Annotated in this window: 14 protein-coding genes; 4 read left to right on the top strand and 10 right to left on the bottom strand. The window is 55.0% G+C overall.

Translation table 11 applies throughout. The features are described 5' to 3' along the window. The first annotated feature begins 74 nt into the window (after window positions 1–74). The 4 genes from H5P30_RS19475 (at window position 75) to H5P30_RS19460 (ending at window position 6,951) form a co-directional block, all read left to right on the top strand. A complete protein-coding gene (locus tag H5P30_RS19475) occupies window positions 75–3,212 on the top strand; it encodes a hypothetical protein (RefSeq protein WP_185694589.1) in 3,138 nt (1,045 codons plus the stop codon). Between the two features lie 101 nt (window positions 3,213–3,313). After that, window positions 3,314–4,657, top strand: a complete 1,344-nt coding sequence (locus tag H5P30_RS19470) for a sulfatase family protein (RefSeq protein WP_185694588.1) — start codon at window positions 3,314–3,316, stop codon at window positions 4,655–4,657. A gap of 90 nt (window positions 4,658–4,747) precedes the next feature. Continuing rightward, complete coding sequence (locus H5P30_RS19465; RefSeq protein WP_185694587.1) at window positions 4,748–6,109, top strand: sulfatase-like hydrolase/transferase; 1,362 nt, start codon at window positions 4,748–4,750, stop codon at window positions 6,107–6,109. 287 nt (window positions 6,110–6,396) lie between these two features. Further along, window positions 6,397–6,951: a YceI family protein gene (locus H5P30_RS19460; protein WP_185694586.1), complete on the top strand. Its 555-nt coding sequence runs from the start codon at window positions 6,397–6,399 to the stop codon at window positions 6,949–6,951. A gap of 545 nt (window positions 6,952–7,496) precedes the next feature. Here the strand turns inward: H5P30_RS19460 and H5P30_RS19455 are convergent. From H5P30_RS19455 to H5P30_RS19410, 10 genes are all read right to left on the bottom strand, one after another. Next, window positions 7,497–8,408 (bottom strand): MBL fold metallo-hydrolase, encoded by a 912-nt coding sequence (locus H5P30_RS19455; RefSeq protein WP_185694585.1) that lies wholly within the window; start codon window positions 8,406–8,408, stop codon window positions 7,497–7,499. After that, window positions 8,405–9,772, bottom strand: coding sequence for a HAMP domain-containing sensor histidine kinase (locus H5P30_RS19450; RefSeq protein WP_185694584.1), 1,368 nt, complete (start codon window positions 9,770–9,772; stop codon window positions 8,405–8,407). The genes H5P30_RS19455 and H5P30_RS19450 overlap by 4 nt, the downstream gene beginning before the upstream one ends. After that, entirely contained in the window at window positions 9,769–10,440 is a 672-nt protein-coding gene (locus H5P30_RS19445) for a response regulator transcription factor (protein ID WP_185694583.1), read from the bottom strand. The genes H5P30_RS19450 and H5P30_RS19445 overlap by 4 nt, the downstream gene beginning before the upstream one ends. Before the next feature lie 86 nt (window positions 10,441–10,526). Continuing rightward, window positions 10,527–10,994, bottom strand: a complete 468-nt coding sequence (locus H5P30_RS19440; RefSeq protein WP_185694582.1) for a cbb3-type cytochrome c oxidase subunit II — start codon at window positions 10,992–10,994, stop codon at window positions 10,527–10,529. Beyond that, the gene (locus H5P30_RS19435) at window positions 10,991–12,109 is read right to left on the bottom strand and encodes a hypothetical protein (protein ID WP_185694581.1); all 1,119 of its coding nucleotides are present in this window, start codon (window positions 12,107–12,109) and stop codon (window positions 10,991–10,993) included. The genes H5P30_RS19440 and H5P30_RS19435 overlap by 4 nt, the downstream gene beginning before the upstream one ends. Further along, window positions 12,102–12,512 carry a hypothetical protein gene (locus H5P30_RS19430; RefSeq protein ID WP_185694580.1) on the bottom strand — a complete coding sequence of 137 codons (411 nt, stop codon included), beginning with the start codon at window positions 12,510–12,512 and terminating at the stop codon, window positions 12,102–12,104. Before H5P30_RS19430 ends, H5P30_RS19435 begins: the two co-directional genes overlap by 8 nt. Further along, window positions 12,505–13,821 (bottom strand): hypothetical protein, encoded by a 1,317-nt coding sequence (locus H5P30_RS19425; RefSeq protein WP_185694579.1) that lies wholly within the window; start codon window positions 13,819–13,821, stop codon window positions 12,505–12,507. Before H5P30_RS19425 ends, H5P30_RS19430 begins: the two co-directional genes overlap by 8 nt. Beyond that, a complete protein-coding gene (locus tag H5P30_RS19420; RefSeq protein ID WP_185694578.1) occupies window positions 13,821–14,495 on the bottom strand; it encodes an ABC transporter ATP-binding protein in 675 nt (224 codons plus the stop codon). The genes H5P30_RS19425 and H5P30_RS19420 overlap by 1 nt, the downstream gene beginning before the upstream one ends. Beyond that, on the bottom strand, window positions 14,488–15,600 hold the full coding sequence (locus H5P30_RS19415; RefSeq protein ID WP_185694577.1) for an ABC transporter permease: 1,113 nt from the start codon (window positions 15,598–15,600) through the stop codon (window positions 14,488–14,490). Before H5P30_RS19415 ends, H5P30_RS19420 begins: the two co-directional genes overlap by 8 nt. Before the next feature lie 11 nt (window positions 15,601–15,611). Further along, the gene (locus H5P30_RS19410; RefSeq protein ID WP_185694576.1) at window positions 15,612–16,505 is read right to left on the bottom strand and encodes a polyprenyl synthetase family protein; all 894 of its coding nucleotides are present in this window, start codon (window positions 16,503–16,505) and stop codon (window positions 15,612–15,614) included. Between the last annotated feature and the right edge of the window lie 618 nt (window positions 16,506–17,123).

Raw genomic sequence — 17,123 nt, 5'->3', positions numbered from 1 at the left:
CATTGTCAAACTTTTTACTTGAAAAGCGACCAGTTTAAGATGTAAATTGGAATCGAACTCCGACACCCCCACCCATGGCTGACAACAATAGAAATGGATTTGCACTGACAATAGCCCTAGTCTTCTTGGGGTTCATATTCTCGTTGATGATCTGCCTATCCGTTTTGGTGCAAACACAGATTACGGCGACAACGAACACTCAACACCTGAGTCATTCACGACAAAACGCTATCTTTGGCCTCCAGGTCGCGATCGGTAACCTCCAAAAACACCTAGGTCCCGATCAGCGCATTTCGGCTTACGCCGATATACTTAACGAAAACCAGTTCTCTCCGCACCTGCCAGCTCCCAACACCAAGCGCTGGCTGGGAGTATGGAATACCGAAAACTACGACGCGACCAACCCAACCCCTCGCGAGTTCGAAGCTTGGCTAACTTCTGGTAGAGAGTTTCCCGGAGGATCCCCTACAACCATTGACTATGTGGAGAGCTTTACAACTTCAGCCGATACCATTGAACTAATTGGCAGCAATACCGTGAAGAAGTCGTCCGACCGAGTGTCAGTGGAAAAAGTAGAGCTAGACTCAGGCGGTTACGCATACTGGGTTGGAGATGAAAGCCAAAAGGCAAAAATCAACCCATCTACATCATGGCAAAGAGATCTTAGCACCAAGCAACAGGAAGTAATCGCCAATCTCTCCCCGACGCGATCCGGAGCTCCAACCGTCGAAGCACTAAAAGCTCTACGAGATCTGGACTCGCCTGATTATCAAATCGAATCACTGCTCGAAAGATCATTCATCAAAGAGCATATTTTACTCGACCCCATACTAGCGTCTACAGGTCTGAGCGAAGAGGATTTGAATGAAGCCTATTTCTCGCAAACGCTTTTCTCGAGAGGCCTCCTTACCAATGTAAAGGATGGAGGGCTCAAGAAAAACCTGTTCAGCTATTTGAACAACCATAGTTCATCGACCTTGAAAGATGACGATGAACTATTTGAGTTAAATTCTGGGACCGGGCCATTATATGGTCGAATTAAATCATGGTATGAGTTACGAGACGATTTCGACGCCGAGGGAGCCATCGAAATAAGGCCTGAGACCGACCCCACTCCCGCCGTAACACCGCTGATCATACGTTTCCTCTGGCAAGTTTATGGTTGCTATGAAGGCGACTGGACAAGCGGGAATCCGACAGTTGCGTATCGCATTGTTCCGCGGGCCTGGCTGTGGAACCCATACAATGTACCGCTGAGCATTCCAGAAGGAACAACCTTAGATATCGAACTGGGAAGCGTCCAGCAACTGCGCTATGTTTTAGTCGAAAAACCACTCGAAGGCGGTGAAAATCGTGATAGTTCAATTATTGAACCCCTTAAAACACTTCGATTTCGCCTTACCCCGATCGTCATTCCACCTGGCAAAACCCTTGTCTTCACTCCCGAGGCTAGTAGCGCCGCCGATGGCTTCGCGATTAGATATGATGGTGGCGATTGGAAAGTAGAAGGAATTGAAAACCATACACCCGGAGGGACGCTTCAAGCCACCGATTTTAACGATGCTTTCCATTTCATCCTAAGCACTGGCGAGGCCATTGACGTCGAAGGGCGCAACTTGGATGAAATGGAAGTAGGTGTCCGCCAAAGGACTGGCAATGACATCATTGCGCTTCGACTAGATGATAAAGATCTATTTGTTCTGCAAACGGCAGATTTGGGTATTACTGCGAATCCGCCTAGAATCTTCCCTCTAAATCATATCTCTTCCGATACTGCCCATTTTCCACTTCAGAAACACGGAAAAGCAGTGATGTTTCGAAACTTGGAGGGCAACAAGCAATTCCCTCAACGCGCAGTTCGACTCTTTGCGAATTTCAACCCACGCACACCTATCATCAATGACCCTCCACTAGGACTCTCTTTCGACGCTTCGAACGGCGATCTCTTTTTTTCAAACCCGAACAACTACGACTACCAGTTCAATCAATTTTTTGGCAATCAAACCAATCCCACAACCTCTTGGGCGATTCCAGTAAGTTTGGACAATAACGGCCAGGGAGACCGTATCGCATTATTTGAGATTCCACGCGGCGATTACCCCATGGTTTCGCTTGGCCAGTTAAAGCATGCCGACTTTGGTCAACTCCCATGGGAACCAGCGCACCCCTTTGCCAACTCATTAGCCAGTCCGATTGTCCCTCGCGAATCTACCAGCGGCAGTTTTGTTTCAGGACATAATTCTGACGACGACTTCAAAGACCTCTCGTACCGATTGAACGACGCGCTGTGGGACAACTACTTCCTTGGCGAGTTCGACTTGGAAGACCTGGGCGAGGCTCAAAACGTCCGCTCAAAAAATCCTATCCTATCGACGCAAACTCAGGATATCGATTTACTCGAAGACTTCGATTCGAGCGCGAACTACCTGTATGTTGACGGCGCATTCAATGTAAATTCTACCGATGTGGGCGCGTGGGCAGCACTCTTAGGTAGCTTCAATTCCGTAGCCCCGCCAGGAAAACCTCATTTGCCCGGCAACACCCCACATTCCTATTCGCGTTACTTGAATCCCCCTTTAGAAGCGTTCGATCCAGAAAACCAACCGATACTTTCTCAAAATGGTTTGGCCGGATTTCGAATACTAACTCATGACCAATTGCTCGATCTTGCAGAGAAAATTGTCTCGGAAGTTAAGGCTCGTGGTCCTTTCCATTCACTTTCTCATTTCGTCAACAGATCCCTGGTAGCGGACACCTCAGCTCAAGCCGAACTGGGATTGATGGGAGCGCTTCAAGCAGCAATTGAAAAGTCAAATATTAACAACCGATATAATGAGCCACCGGGCATCACTGGTTTGGACGACGTTTGGATGCTTGAAGCTAGCTCTCATGACCGTTACCTCCCAGAACATGTAACGGGTTTTACTTCCAATACTAGCGGAAACGTAATCAAGCAAGGTAGCCGTGGCGCATTCTTACCTGGCTATATTACTCAGGCCGACATCTTAGAAAAAATAGGGTCTCAGATAACTGTTCGTGGAGATACTTTCGTTGTCCGAAGCTATGGTTCCGCAACAAACCCACTGAACAGTGAGGTCATTAGCGAATCCTATCTCGAGACCATCCTTCAACGCACAACGGAGCCACTGGAAAATTCAGGCCGCAGATTCAAAATCGTTTCCTTTCGATGGATTTCTGAAGACGACATCTGAGAAAAAAAACATCAGAAACAAATGAAAATCTTGGTTCAAATAGAACCGCCCTCGGCAATAGGGCGCGCTCCGGCTCGTATCCAATTGCCTGAGATAGTAAAATGAACGTAGCACTTATCATTGCGGATGATTGGTCTCCTATTGCTGGTTGCTACGGAGACCCCACAATCAAGACTCCCAATATCGATGCGTTGGCGACACGCGGCACCGTATTCAATCAGGCTTACTGCACAACCCCAAGCTGTGCGGCCAGTCGGGCAAATATCCTGACTGGCATGTATAGCCACCAGCACCGTCAGTATGGACATAGCCACGGATTTCACAATTTTCGAACATGGGAGGAGGCTGTGAGCCTCCCTGCAATTCTTAAGAACGCGGGAATGAAGAGCGGCCTGGCAGGCAAAACACACATTGCCCCGCCTCGCGTTTATCCATTTACGGCTTGGCACGAAACGACGTCACCCCAATACCCACTTTTCTCCAACAGCAGCGTTACTAGAGACGTCCGGACCTGCTTAAAGGAAATCAGTGGCACTTCGTTTTACATGCACTGCGCATCGGGATATCCACACCGCACTGAAGAGAACTTCGACAAGTCGATTCATCCATCTGAGTTTAAGGATGTCGATATTCACTACGAACCGGATACTATCCCTGTTCCTGAATATCTACCAGACACTCCGGGTGTTAGAGAGGATCTGGCAGACTACTATCGATTCATATCTCGATTTGACTCGTTTGTGGGAGATGTCATTCAAGAAATTGACAGCCACGGCCATCGTGATGACACCATGATCATTTTGCTTTCTGATCACGGCATGCCTTTTCCCGGAGCGAAAGCAAGCCCGTTCGAAGCTGGACACCATTGCCCATTAATCATCGCCCATCCAAAAGCATTGGGAGCCGGGCAATACTGCGACACCCCAGTCAACTGGACTGACATTTTACCGACCATACTCCATGCCATGGACGTGCCCGATCAACATCACCCGAAAAACCTATGCGGAATGAACCTGATTCCGCTCTTAACCAGTAGCGCGGGCTTAGAGCGTGAGCTCATTTTTGATTCTCATACGTTTCATGGGGTAGCAAACTACTTTCCGTATAGAGCTGCACGAGGCCCAAAGTATAAATACTTGAGATGCTTGGCTCCAGACGTCCGGTCACCAATGGCCACAGACTTATACGATTCCAAGAGCTATCAAAGTATTCTAGCGACTGGCGGGGCTCAATGTCGTCCCATGGACCGACTGCAAAACCACTGGCCGGAAGCCTTGTTCGATCTCGAGATTGACCCACAGGAAACAACCAACCTGGTCGATGCCCCCGAACTTCAGCCTATCGTCGAAGAGTACCGAGCACAACTGACTGAAATGCGGCTTAAAACAAAAGACCCTTGGCTTGAGGTCGACTTCCAGGAAGGGCGGCTATCCAACTATCGCTGAATGCACAAGGCGCCCTTTTATCTTTCACAGGTCTTCTTGAAAGGGGTCCAAACTCGATGCATCGGATAGCGATGCTTAACACCTACGGCAATGAAACCAAACGTCATTATTTTTTTCACAGACCAACAGCGCTGGGATACCTTAGGACTCAACGGTAATCCTCTTGGGTTGACGCCTAATTTTGACCGCTACGCACGACAGGGAACTTTTCTAAAACATGCAGTTACGTGTCAGCCTGTGTGTGGTCCGGCACGTAGTTGCCTTCAAACAGGTCAATATTCGACCGAGACCGGAGTATGGAGAAATGGAAACTGTTTGAGAAAAGACGCCATTACGCTAGCCAAGTGCTATCGGGGAGCTGGCTACAGAACAGGTTATATCGGTAAATGGCACTTAGCAGGGAAAGATCAGGGAAAGGGACCTGTGAAAGAAAAATACAGGGGCGGATACCAAGACTGGCTTGCAGCAAATACGGTGGAAACGACCAGTGGACCGTTCAGTACAATACTTTGGAACGAGAAAAACGAACCCGTCCGACTCCCCGGCTATCGAGTCGATGCGATGACGGATGCTGCGATTCGTTATATAGACAAGAGGGCGGCCGAAAACGAGCAACCGTTCATGCTGTGCCTGTCATTATTGGAGCCTCATCACCAAAATACCAATGATAGTTTCCCTGCACCTCCAGGATATGAGGAATTTTTCACAGGAAGATGGACTCCTCCAGACCTACAGGCGCTCGGGGGTAGTAGCGCTCAACATATAGCGGGATACTACGGAATGGTCAAACGAGTGGACGAGGCCTTGGGAAGGCTGATGGACGCGGTTCACTCGCTGGGGATCGCGAATCATACGATTACCGCATTTGTCAGCGACCATGGGTGTCACTTCAAGACGAGGAACGCCGAGTATAAACGGACGCCACATGAAAGCTCAGTGCGTATTCCCCTCGCGCTCTGGGGCACAGAGTTCGATGGCGGCGGTGAATTACGAGAGGCAACCGGCCTTATTAATCTCCCTCCATCCCTACTCGATGCATGTGGCATCGCTCCTCCAGATTCCATGCAGGCCCTTTCAATACTTCCACTGCTAAAACACCAAAGAAGGAATTGGCCAAAAGAATCATATATACAGTTTGGAGACAACAACGTACGGACCGGGCGGGCGCTACGATCAGACCGATGGAAATATGCCGTTTCAATCCCCAAGGATACAAAGCCAGCTCCTCATGCAAAAGTTTATGAAGAAACCCACCTGTATGACCTCCAGGCTGACCCTTACGAATTAAGAAACCTGATAGAAGAAGAGGCGTATCAAACGATACGAAAACATTTCAGACAGCGCATCCGGTCATGGCTAAAGGAAACAAACGAGCCTCCAGCCGAAATCATTCCGGCGACGACAAAGCCTTCTGGTCAACTTAGCATAGACTACCCTTGCGGCGAGAATTAGGCGTTTTATACCTAATTTCACGTCCTTTGAACAAACCAAATATCGAACTTCGAAAGAGGTTCGATGCAATGTCGAAAGTCCGAATGCATGGAAGTCCAGTCTTCAGCCAGAGGAGATAGACCGTAGCGTATCCGGAAAAGGTAACAAGAAGACGATTCCACCCTCGGTGAATCTGAACGATAATCGACGACCCGACGAATCCAGCTCAATCGTATCGCCTGCCAAAAATGAGCTAAAATTCATTTTCAGTTCACCCGGGTTTCACGCCTTTCGGGCAGAATGATCGCATGTACAAACTTCCGCTTTCTCTCATCCTCTCCTTACTCGCAGTCTACGTGGCTACGGCGACTCCACTCGAAATCGACACGGCAAAGTCCTCTCTTTCCGCCGACTGCCATGCGACTTTCCACGATTTCAGCACCCTCCTCGAGAACTTCGACTGCGAGATCGACGTGGATCCGCAGACCCTGGCCATCACCGCCGCCCACTGCACGTTCCGCGTCGACTCTCTCGATTCGGAGGAGGCTAAACGTGACAAAAAGATGAAAACCTGGATCGACAGCGAGTCTTATCCGCTGGCCGAATTCACCCTGACCGGAATCAATGCCGGGGAGAAGCCGAACGAGCAGATCGCGACCGGCGATTTCACCCTCCACGGCGAGTCCCATCCCATCGAAGTTCCCTTTACGGTCACTCGGTCGGGCGAGCGCATTGTCATTGAGGGTTCCAGTGAGTTCGACTACCGGGAATGGGGGCTGAAAAAAATCCGCATGTTCCTCCTCACCGTCGATCCCGAAGTGAAACCGCATTTCCATCTTGAGGGAACGTTGAAGAAATCCTGAAAAGCGCATGGAGAAACGGCTCTCGCCATTCCTCTCCACACGGTGAAAACGATCTCCATCGTAGGGTCGCTGCTTGCGGCGAACGCGGACGTCCGGAATCCATCCTGCAAACCGGAAAGTCCTCGGCCGCCGGAGGACTCCGCAAGCGAAGTCCCTACCATTGCCTCTCCGTGGAGAGCATGCGATCCTGCGCTGCCGCGCCGTTTGAAATCACGACGCCGATTGAATAACACACCGAATACCGATCCGATCCCACGCAACGCAGCCTAAAGGACTGCGCTCCTGAATACAACGGCTTCAAAAAAGTGCGGACTCGTCCGGCGTCGCTCGCAGCGCGAAACAGAGAGCCCTTTCCTCCAACCAATTTGGAGCGGAACGGTGCTGTGCCCTGCGAAGCTAATAAAGCGTAGCACCGGACAACCGTTTCGAGAGGTTCCAACCCAATTTGAACTTCTCCACGAATCCCGTAGAAATGACTTTCGTCGTTCCTCTCATCGGACAAAATGGCTCTCGCCATTCCACGCTTGCGACAGGAAAATTCCCTTTCACGATTCCTCAGCCGGAACGGGAAGGATCCATTTCTGCCGCCGCGACTCCGCGGCCTTCGCAAATCGGCCCAACGGTTCGTGCATCGGTTCGAGGGAGAGGCGAAAGGTGCCGAAATGGCAAGGCATCACGTAATCGCAACCCAAGGCTTGTGCAGCGTCGAGAGCCTCTTCCGGATTCAAATGCCGCTTCTGCAAAAAACACTGCGGGGAGTAGGCGCCAATCGGCAGGACGGCTAAACGCGGACGAAACTTCTCCCCAATTCTTTGGAAATGCGGCCCCTGCGCCGTATCCCCGGCCAGATAGAGAGTCTCAACTTCCGCTCGAACGATGTATCCACAGGCGAAGTATCCCTGCTGCCAAGGGTAACGCCAACCTCCGTGCTGTGCTGGAACCGGAATGACTTCCAGCGCTCCGATGGTCTGCGACTCACCTAACTGAACCGGGACCACGTCGTGTTGTTCCCGAACCGCCCGACTGAGAAATCTCTCCGTCCCTGCCGGGATCAATAGTTTCGTCGGTGCCAGTGCTTCCAGCGACGGGTTGTCCAGATGGTCCATATGCCCGTGGGTCAATAAGATCGCGTCCACCGCTGTGCCCTTCTCCCAACGAGGATCGTCAAATCGCCGCGGCGCAACCTTCACCCGGGAGGACAGGACCGGATCGGTCAAGAGAGTCGTACCCTGCCAGTCGACTTGCACCGTGGCGTGGCCCCACCACTTCAATTGGGGAGCCATTTCCTCCGCTGCAAAGGCTACCCCGCTCTCGGCAAACCATTCGAGAGATCTTTCCGACAAACGTTTCCATCCCGTGACCTCTCGCCAATTGGCCGAGCGCCCCCAGCCCAGCCAAGACAAACCTGCCGCAAGGAGGAGCAATCCGGAAACCAATCCGATCCAAAGCCCGCTCATACGTCGCCGCGGAACGGAATCCGCACCTCAACCACGAGTCCCGACCGATCCTGTCGGTTACGAGCCCCCACATTTCCCCCATGCCGCTCGACAATGCTTCGGCAGATCGCCAGGCCGAGTCCATTGGACCCGGAATCACTCTCCGGCTCCAGTCGTTCGAAGCGGTCAAAGATCCGTCCCAATTTCTCTTCCGGCACGCCTGCCCCTTCATCCTCGACCGAAAAGACCAACGACTCTTTCCGCACCGAAACGGCCAACCTCACCGTCATTCCCGGAGAACTGAACCGCAAGGCATTCGAGATCAAATTCAGCAGCACTTGTCGGATCAAGACCGGATCCAGCTTCCAGATCAGATTCTTGGGATGATCGAGGACGAAACGCAGCCCCTGCTCTTCGGCGAGCAAATTCACGTCGCACTGCAAATCCTCCAGAAACTCGGCCAGAAACACATCCCTACTTTCGAGACGCATCACCCCGGCATCCGACCGGGCGAGAAAGAGAAGGTCATCGATCATCTGATTCAACCGTTCGATCTCTTCCATCTGGTCTCTCAACGACTTCTCCCGTTCTTCCGGATCGAGGCTCGGTTGATTCAATAGCTTTTCTGCCTGGAGACGCACGATAGAAAGCGGCGTGCGAAATTCGTGCGAAGCCTCCGCCGTAAATCGTTTTACCTGCTCATAGGCCGACTCCAGTCGGTCCAGCATCGCATTGAGGAGAACGGCCATCCGTTCGACCTCATCCCCAGTATTGGGAACGGGGATACGTTCACTAAACCGGGAGGCGCTGATTTTCTGGGCAGTCTGCTGAATCGAAGCAATCGGCCGCAGGGCCAATCGGCTCAAGAAATAGCCAAAGGTCAGACTGAGCAGAAAGACTCCTCCACACACCAACAAACTGGCCCGCTCGTAGTCGTCGAAGAGAGCGTGGGTGCTGTCCAACCAAGAGACTACGTGCACATCGAGGTCTCCGACCTGCCCTTCCATCGACCGGATCCATCCCAGCTCCGGATCTTCATAGCTGATCGTCGGATGACCGTGCAGTGCCTCCGGCAGTTGATAGGGCCCGAGATTGGCACTGCGATAGAGAATCTCCCCGTCCGAGTCAGCCACCTGAAAAAAGTACAGTGAGGCGTCCAGCTCCGCGTGTTGGTGAACCGCGGCAATCCGGTCCGCAACCGAAGCCTCCGGACCCTGTTCCTCGATGCGTGAGCGAATCTCCTCAAACTCAACCGCGTTGAGCAAGTCGATCCCCCGGAGCAGGCTGTATTCTAGATAAAATCGACCTCCGGTCAGGATGACGGCCACGGTCGCGGTCGCGATGAGCGCGTACCAAAGCGTCATGCGGCTGGTCAGCGACTTCATTGCGGCATCACGTAGCCCACCATGCGCACCGTTTTGATGATGGACGGTCCATCCGTCCCCTGATCAAAGTGCTGCCGCAACTTGCGCACATAGACGTCGATCAAGTTAGTCTGCATGTCGTAATGAGCCTCCCAAATCTTCTCGCCGATCTGAGTGCGAGTTAAAGTCCTTCCCCGATTCGAAAGGAAAAGCTCCAACAAAGAATACTCCCGATTGGTCAGTTCCACCGGCTCCCCGTGAAAAGTGACCGAATGGGACAGGAGATCCATGACAATTCCCCGATGCTCCAGCGAGGTTTTCTTCGCGGTTCCCTTCCGCCGAAAGAGCGAACGAACCCGCGCCAGGAGCTCCTCAAAGCTGAATGGTTTCGGAAGGTAATCGTCGGCCCCGATATTGAGACCCTGAATCCGATCGTCGACCGAGCCCCGGGCGCTGAGGATTAAAACAGGCTCGTCAAAGCGGCTGTTCCGCCACGTCCTCAGCAACTCGATACCATCCCCGTCCGGCAAGCCCAGATCGAGAATGATCAGGTCGAACCCGCTCTCGCTCAAGCTGTCGCTGGCCTCCCGCGCCGTACGCCTCCAGATCACAGTATAACTGTTCTCCCGCAGCCCTTTCTCGACAAATCGACCGATCTTCTGGTCGTCCTCTACCAACAATATCTTCATTCCTAAAGCCTCAATAAACTATTCTTTAAACGATTGACAGGCAATCAATTCCGAACGTTCAAAACGATCACACATGCTACTGAGTCTCATTGTATCCGCTTCTCCGCCCGCAGGCTGTCCAGGTAGGCGAGCAGGGCTTCCCCTCGCGACGATTCCTCTCCGTCAAAGAGGTGGGCAAACGACGGCATCCGCGAACCTTTGACGATTCCCGGCGGATCGATGAGGTGCCTCCGGTTCCAGTCGGGAGAAAGGCGACTCCCCACGGTCGAGAGGTCGGGGCCCTGACGACGGTTACCGATGAGAACGGGACTCTGTGCCAGGGCTTTGTCCGGAGATGTGGGCGGTCCCCAGAGCTCCGTATCCATCCCCACGGGTCGGATGTATTGCGAGTGGCAATGAATACAGCCCTCACTGATGTAGACTTCTCGCCCGCGGGCCACGAGATCGATCGATTTGTCAGGCACGACACTTTGCACCCGATCCCGGAGAGCATAGCCAAATCCCAGCACCGCGGACGCCCCCACGACCCCATACCACAACCATCGACCGATCATCGAGCAGCCTTCCGGAGCCTCGACACCACCAAGATGGGAAACAACAAAACCGCCGCGATCATCCAGGAACTCACCGGAACTCTTCCCAGATGCTGCGCCATCCCGATTCCCATCGCGGAGCCAAGCCAACCGGAAACGCCGTAGACCAGCCCCACGGCCACGGTGACTCGGAATCCGGTCCTTTCGGTCAACGCAAAGGCGACCAAGGCCGTCGAATAGAACGAAACCGCCGCCGCGTAGACCAACGAAGGTAGCAGTCCGAATTCATGAGCACCCAGCAGAAGATAGCCCGCTCCCAATCCCAAAAAGGCGAGCCCCACGACCCACCGGAAACGTCCCCGGTCGAGAAGCACGCCCGCGACCACCGCCGCAAGACCATGCGTCACCCCGATGCACCAGAGGTTTCCCTCGCCCGACCAACTGGCCGCCTTCAGATCCGGCGTCTCCTGAATTTGCGAGAAGGCCGCCGAGTCCATCCAAATGAGGACGAGAAATACGACGACGAACGGAGCCAACGCCCATCCCCGCGCCCGAGACTTCTCCGGAGACGTCTCCAATGGTTGCATCATCGTGGCAAGAGGGCTCAGGGCCAACACAGCCAATCCCCCGAGCGACACGACTGCGGCCACCCGGCAATGATTCGCCGGGGAGGCGTTGAAGACGAACGGGAGGTTACTCACGAAGTAGGCCAACCCCGTCCCCAACCCGCAGAGAAGCCCGATTCGCGCTTTCGAGCAAAAATCATGGAGAAAGCCGACGACCACGACCGTCAAAGCCCCCAGCGAAAACCCGCTAACTGCAGCAGCCACCGCGAAAGCCATGAGCGAATGACTCTCCTCGACGGCCCATGCCGACGCCGCCGACCCGACGAAACCGCTGCCCAGAAAGATCCGAATCCTCTCGGCCCGATAACGAATCCCGGAGATCAGCGCTCCGAGAATCCCCGCGATCCCCATGATCCCGAGCACCACGTCCTGAGAATCTCCTCCCACGACATCCGAGACCCGATGCAGAAATCCAAACTGGGAGAAGATCAGAAAGTAGAGGTAAACCGCCGCCACCAAAAGGATGGGACGCCACGATTGACCGAGCCACCGAGTCAACGAACTATTCATCGCCCGGCACCTTTCCCGTCAGAACGAGCCAACCCTGCAGAATCGCCAACAGCCCATCGGAGAGCGGCACGGTGGCCCACTGCAATGAGAGCGCTCCGGTGCCGATGGCTACACAACCGAAGACAAATACCACCAACCGCAACCACGCCGTCGCGAGCAGGCAAGATCGCACCCACTCCCAATTTCCCGACTTCCAGACGGGCCAAAGAGCCAGCCAATACAACGACCCCACACCAAACACAAATGCACCCACGAAGCGGATGAAAACCATCGCTTCCGGGTGGACTGACGGGATCCCCATCAATCCCAATGTAAACTCGGGAGCGGTCATGAGAAGGAGGCCGGTCGACGCGTCCATTGTGCCGGCGAGCAGACAGTAGAGAAACAGTAGTTTATTAGCCACGACAGACTCCTTTCACCAAAACCTCCGCCACGACCGGACGAACCAGCCAGCCTCTCGCTAAGCAATAGATCCAGCGAAGATTGGCCGAGACCAGCAGAACCCCCGCAAACCATCGGAAGCGATAAAAGACCTCGGTGGTCGGATTCGGACCGAAGAGTACCGTTGGATCCAGCCCCTCGCGCACCCCCTGCACCATCATCGAAACCACGTAAAGGAGCGTCCCAACCTGCCAGATCCAAAACGCACTCGCATCCGCCCACGGATCCCCCTTCCCGCTCTTTCCCAGAGATCCGAGGATGAGCATATTCAGGGCACTGACCATCCCGGCCATCGCCAAATGGGCGTGGGCGACGAGACCGTTCGTAAACTTCAGCCAATCCAGAACTCCCGGTAGAAAGGTGATGAATCCGGTGAGCGTCAGCAGTCCCCACCAAAACAGAAAGGCCCAGAGCCAGCGGCGAATGGCCCCCTGCCACGCGAAGGCACGATAGTAAGCCAGAGTGAGCGGAACCCATCCGAGCAAAACTCCCAGTCCGAGATTCTGCCCGATGGATCGATTCGATGCATTCCCGTGATCGAGCACCGCCCAGATGCCCAGCGATACGATGAAAGCCCCGGCGTAGACGCGAACGATTTTTCGCCCGGCCCCGACCCGAGGCACCCGCAAGACCCAGGGCAGAATTCCAAAAATTCCAATCATGCCGAGACTCGAAGCGAGCAGGCTGTGCCCGGTCGCTCCCCCGCTCTCGGGATCGATGGGAGGATACGTCTCGGAACCCGAGGTCAGGAAGAGTGCGATCGGCGACGCGAGAAGGACGATCAACAGAACCGCATGAAGCGATTGAACCCGATCCCACCGTCGGCAGGTTCGCCAACGTCTCCAACTGGCGGCGACAAGAATACCCCAAAGAAGAACCTGGGCCGCGGGGAAGACCACTCGCCCCACTCCGGCCCAGTTCAAAAACAATTTCCCGCTGACCACCCCCAGAAGGCTCAAAGCCCCGCCCACGACCAGGGCCGTCGACCAAGAGAGAAATCCCAAATGAACCTCTGCACCGTCCCCCGATTTCAGGAAAAAGCTCATCAACAACCCCACCAGTGGCAGCGAACACCAGCCGTAGAGCTGCCAGTCCATGTGCAAAGGCATCCATCGCCCGTAAGTGAGCTCTCCGACCCACTTCCCCGCTCCCGGCCAGACGAGGAGCGTGGCCAGCCAAAGTCCCACCAGATTGGCCAACAACAACCAACCCAGGCTGTAGATCCCCGTCGCACGCTGGAGGCGGCGACTCCAGAGGAGGTCCGGCTCCATTACGCGCAGGCCTCCTCGACCCTTCCGGAGGTCACCCGGTAAATGCGGTCACAAGCCTCGGCAAACCGCCGCTCGTGAGTCGCCATCACCACGGTCACCCCCACTTCGCGCGAGAGATCCTTGAGCAACCCGAAAACCCGGTCGGCGGTGCTCTCATCCAACGCCCCCGTGGGCTCGTCGGCCAAGAGAATGCGGGGACGATTGATCAACGCCCGGCCGATCGCCGTCCGCTGCCGTTCGCCACCCGAAAGATCCTGCATCCGGTGATGAATCCGGTGCTCCATCCCGAGCAATCTCAAGAGCTCCTTCACCCTGGTTTCGGCCTCGTCTTTTCCGACTCCCAGCGCGACCGCTGGGATCAGCATGTTCTCCCGCACGGTGAGATACGGGATCAAATTGTGGAGCTGAAACACGAATCCCACGATACGTCGCCGCAGGTCGAGACGGGGACGATCCTTTGTCGGATCCAAGCCACCAGTCTTCAAGGTGCCCCGATCCGGCAATTCCAGACCACCGATCAAATTCAGCAGGGTCGTTTTTCCCGATCCCGACGATCCCCAAAGAGCCACCCGCTCCCGCTCCCGCACCTTCAAGCTGGCGTGGGTCAGCACCGGAATCCGCCCCTGATCAAAGCTCTTACTCACTCCATCGACCTCGATGATCCAATCATTCATAACGCAACGCCTCCGCAGGCTGAATCCGGCTGGCAAACCAGGCCGGATAAATCGATCCTCCCAGGCTCGTGAGCAGGGCCGTCACACTGATGCCGATCACCATCCACAGCGACACGTCCGCCTGGATATAGCCCTGCAATTGGGGCACCTCGTGGAGAATCCCCAGTAACCCGATCCCGCTGCCCAGTCCGAGAAGGACTCCAAAAAACGCCAGTACCAAGCCCTCTCCGAGAATCAATCCTGCCGCCTGACTTCGGGAGAATCCGCAAACCCGGAGGATGGCGATCTCCCGGATTCTCGTAAACACGGAGAGGGTCATGGTGTTGGCCACGCTCATTCCACCCAGCAGGAACGAACAAAGTCCGACCGCCCACGCGGTCGCGGTGAGAATCTTAAACTGACTGTAGCTGCTGTTGAACTCCGAACTGGCGAGCACTTCGAGGTCCGGGAACGCTTTGGCGACCCGCTTTTTGAACGCTTCCCCATCGTCCATTGACGTCAGGTTGACCGAGACAATGGAAGCCAACCCCTCGCGGTGGAAATACTCCTGCGCCAGAGAGAGGGGAAAGAACACGCCGCCATCCTCGAAACCGTTCTTCGTCTTCAGGATTCCGCCGACCGTAAAGGTCCCCTTGCCGATCTCGACGGAGTCTCCCATGCCCGCATGGAGGAACTCCGAGGCCCGCACCCCGAGGTAGACCGTCTGATCCTCCTTTCCGAAGGAGCTTGGATCCCCCGCGATCCAATCGGCCTGGCGCACCCGTGGATTCGTCGCGTTCAACCCGAAGCAGGTGATCACCGGATGCCCCGGGGAATTGACAATTCCAAAGAGAACCGGATGCGCCCCTTTCACTTCCGGCATCGAGGCCATTTCTTCCCATGCCGAAGCCGGAACACTGCTGAAAAACAGATCCGAGACATCCCGTTCGAAGACCAGGTACTGGCTGTCGCTTTCCAGAATATTGCTGAACATCCCGATTGCGCCAAGCACCACGGCCAGCACCGTCAGCATCGCGGCCACGCCAAAGGCAATACCCGCCACCCCGAAGATCCCACGCACTCGGTGCCGGCGCAGGTTCGTGAAAATCAATTTGAGAAAACTCATCGTCCGCTCACTCAGGCTGCGTCGAGAGCGCGGCAGACTTCGGCCTCTTTCTGGCAGAGCAGCGCGTGAAACTCGGCAAGTCCTCCCCACCGCAATCCGAGCGTCTCCAGATTCTCCTCTGCCTCCCGCAACGCCGCACTCACTGCGGCAGCCGCCTGATCGGCTCCCAGGGCAAGGACTAGGTTGGGACGATCCAGCTTCTCATCCCGATTCCCGGTTTTCCCGGTCGGAAAGGCCTCTCCCATCATATCGGAGAAGTCGTCCATGCCCTGATAGGCCAAGCCCCATGCATCAGCCACCCGAAAGAGCAGCAATCGATCATGAGAGGAAACGCCCCCGAGAATCGCGGGCAGAAGAATCGTCAGCCGCAAAAGCGCACCGGTTTTCAACCCGGCGATCGCCCGCACCTCGTCAGGCCCTTTCTCCCGGGAGTAGGAAAGATCACGCGCTTGACCCGTCAGGAGCCCCAATTCCCCGATGCAAAGATCGACCAACCGGGAAGCGGCGTGGGAATGAGCAGGAAAATCGGCCGCGACCTTCCAGCAAAGGGTATAGGCCCGATTGACGAGGGCCAACGCGGCCAAAATCGAAACGCCCTCTCCCGCAACCCGGTGGAGGCAGGCCCGGCCGCGCCGCTCGGAAGCGTCATCCATGGCTGGCAAATCGTCGAAAATGAGCGAGGCATGGTGAAACATCTCGATGCCCTCCGCCAAATCGCCCGCCTGCGCGAGGCTGAGCCCCGAAGCCCGCCCGGCTTCCATCGCCAGCCTTTTGCGAAATCCAGACCCCTCTGCGGAGAGTGCGTAATCGACCGCTTCCTCCAAGCTCATCCCTTTTTCACTTGGGGGAGAAGATGGGATTTTGAAAATCGGAGGCAGGGTGCGAGTTTGGCGAGCAGTCTTCATGGTAGATTGTGGTTAGCGGTCAAAATTTGAATCGCGCCCAGACTACCTCCATGCGGTTAGCTCAAAATGAACCGCGGATTAATTTTTCTTCATCGCATCCGCTAACAAGCAGATCGCCCGCTATCTCGCTCGGCATTGAACCTATACCGGAAGGATCTCAAGACGGGAACGGCAAAGCGAGAGCAGCTCCGGTCCGACAAATGTACCACAGGCTGCCATCCTGTGTCGCAAACGCCAAGCCACACCGATCATTTCCGTGAAGGACAACACCCTTCCGATTCCGAAACGGATCTCAAGACGCTCCGGCGGAGAGGCAGCGCGATGGGCGTAGCTAAAGCTCCGGCCCTACAGAAGTACCACAGGCTGCCAGCCTGTGTCGCAAACGCCGAGCCACACCGATCATTTCCGTGAAGGACGCAAGACTCTTCCGATTGCGAAACGGATCTCAAGACGCTCCGGCGGAGGGGCACCGCGATGGGCGTAGCTAAAGCTCCGGTCCTACAGAAGTACCACAGGCTGCCAGCCTGTGTCGCAAACGCCGAGCCCCACCGATCATTTTCCGCGAAGGACGCTACACTCTTCCGATTGCGAAACGGCTCTCAAGACGCTCCGGCGGAG

This window comes from Puniceicoccus vermicola, assembly GCF_014230055.1.
Classification (GTDB): domain Bacteria; phylum Verrucomicrobiota; class Verrucomicrobiia; order Opitutales; family Puniceicoccaceae; genus Puniceicoccus; species Puniceicoccus vermicola.
This window is presented reverse-complemented; position numbering and strand designations above follow the sequence as displayed.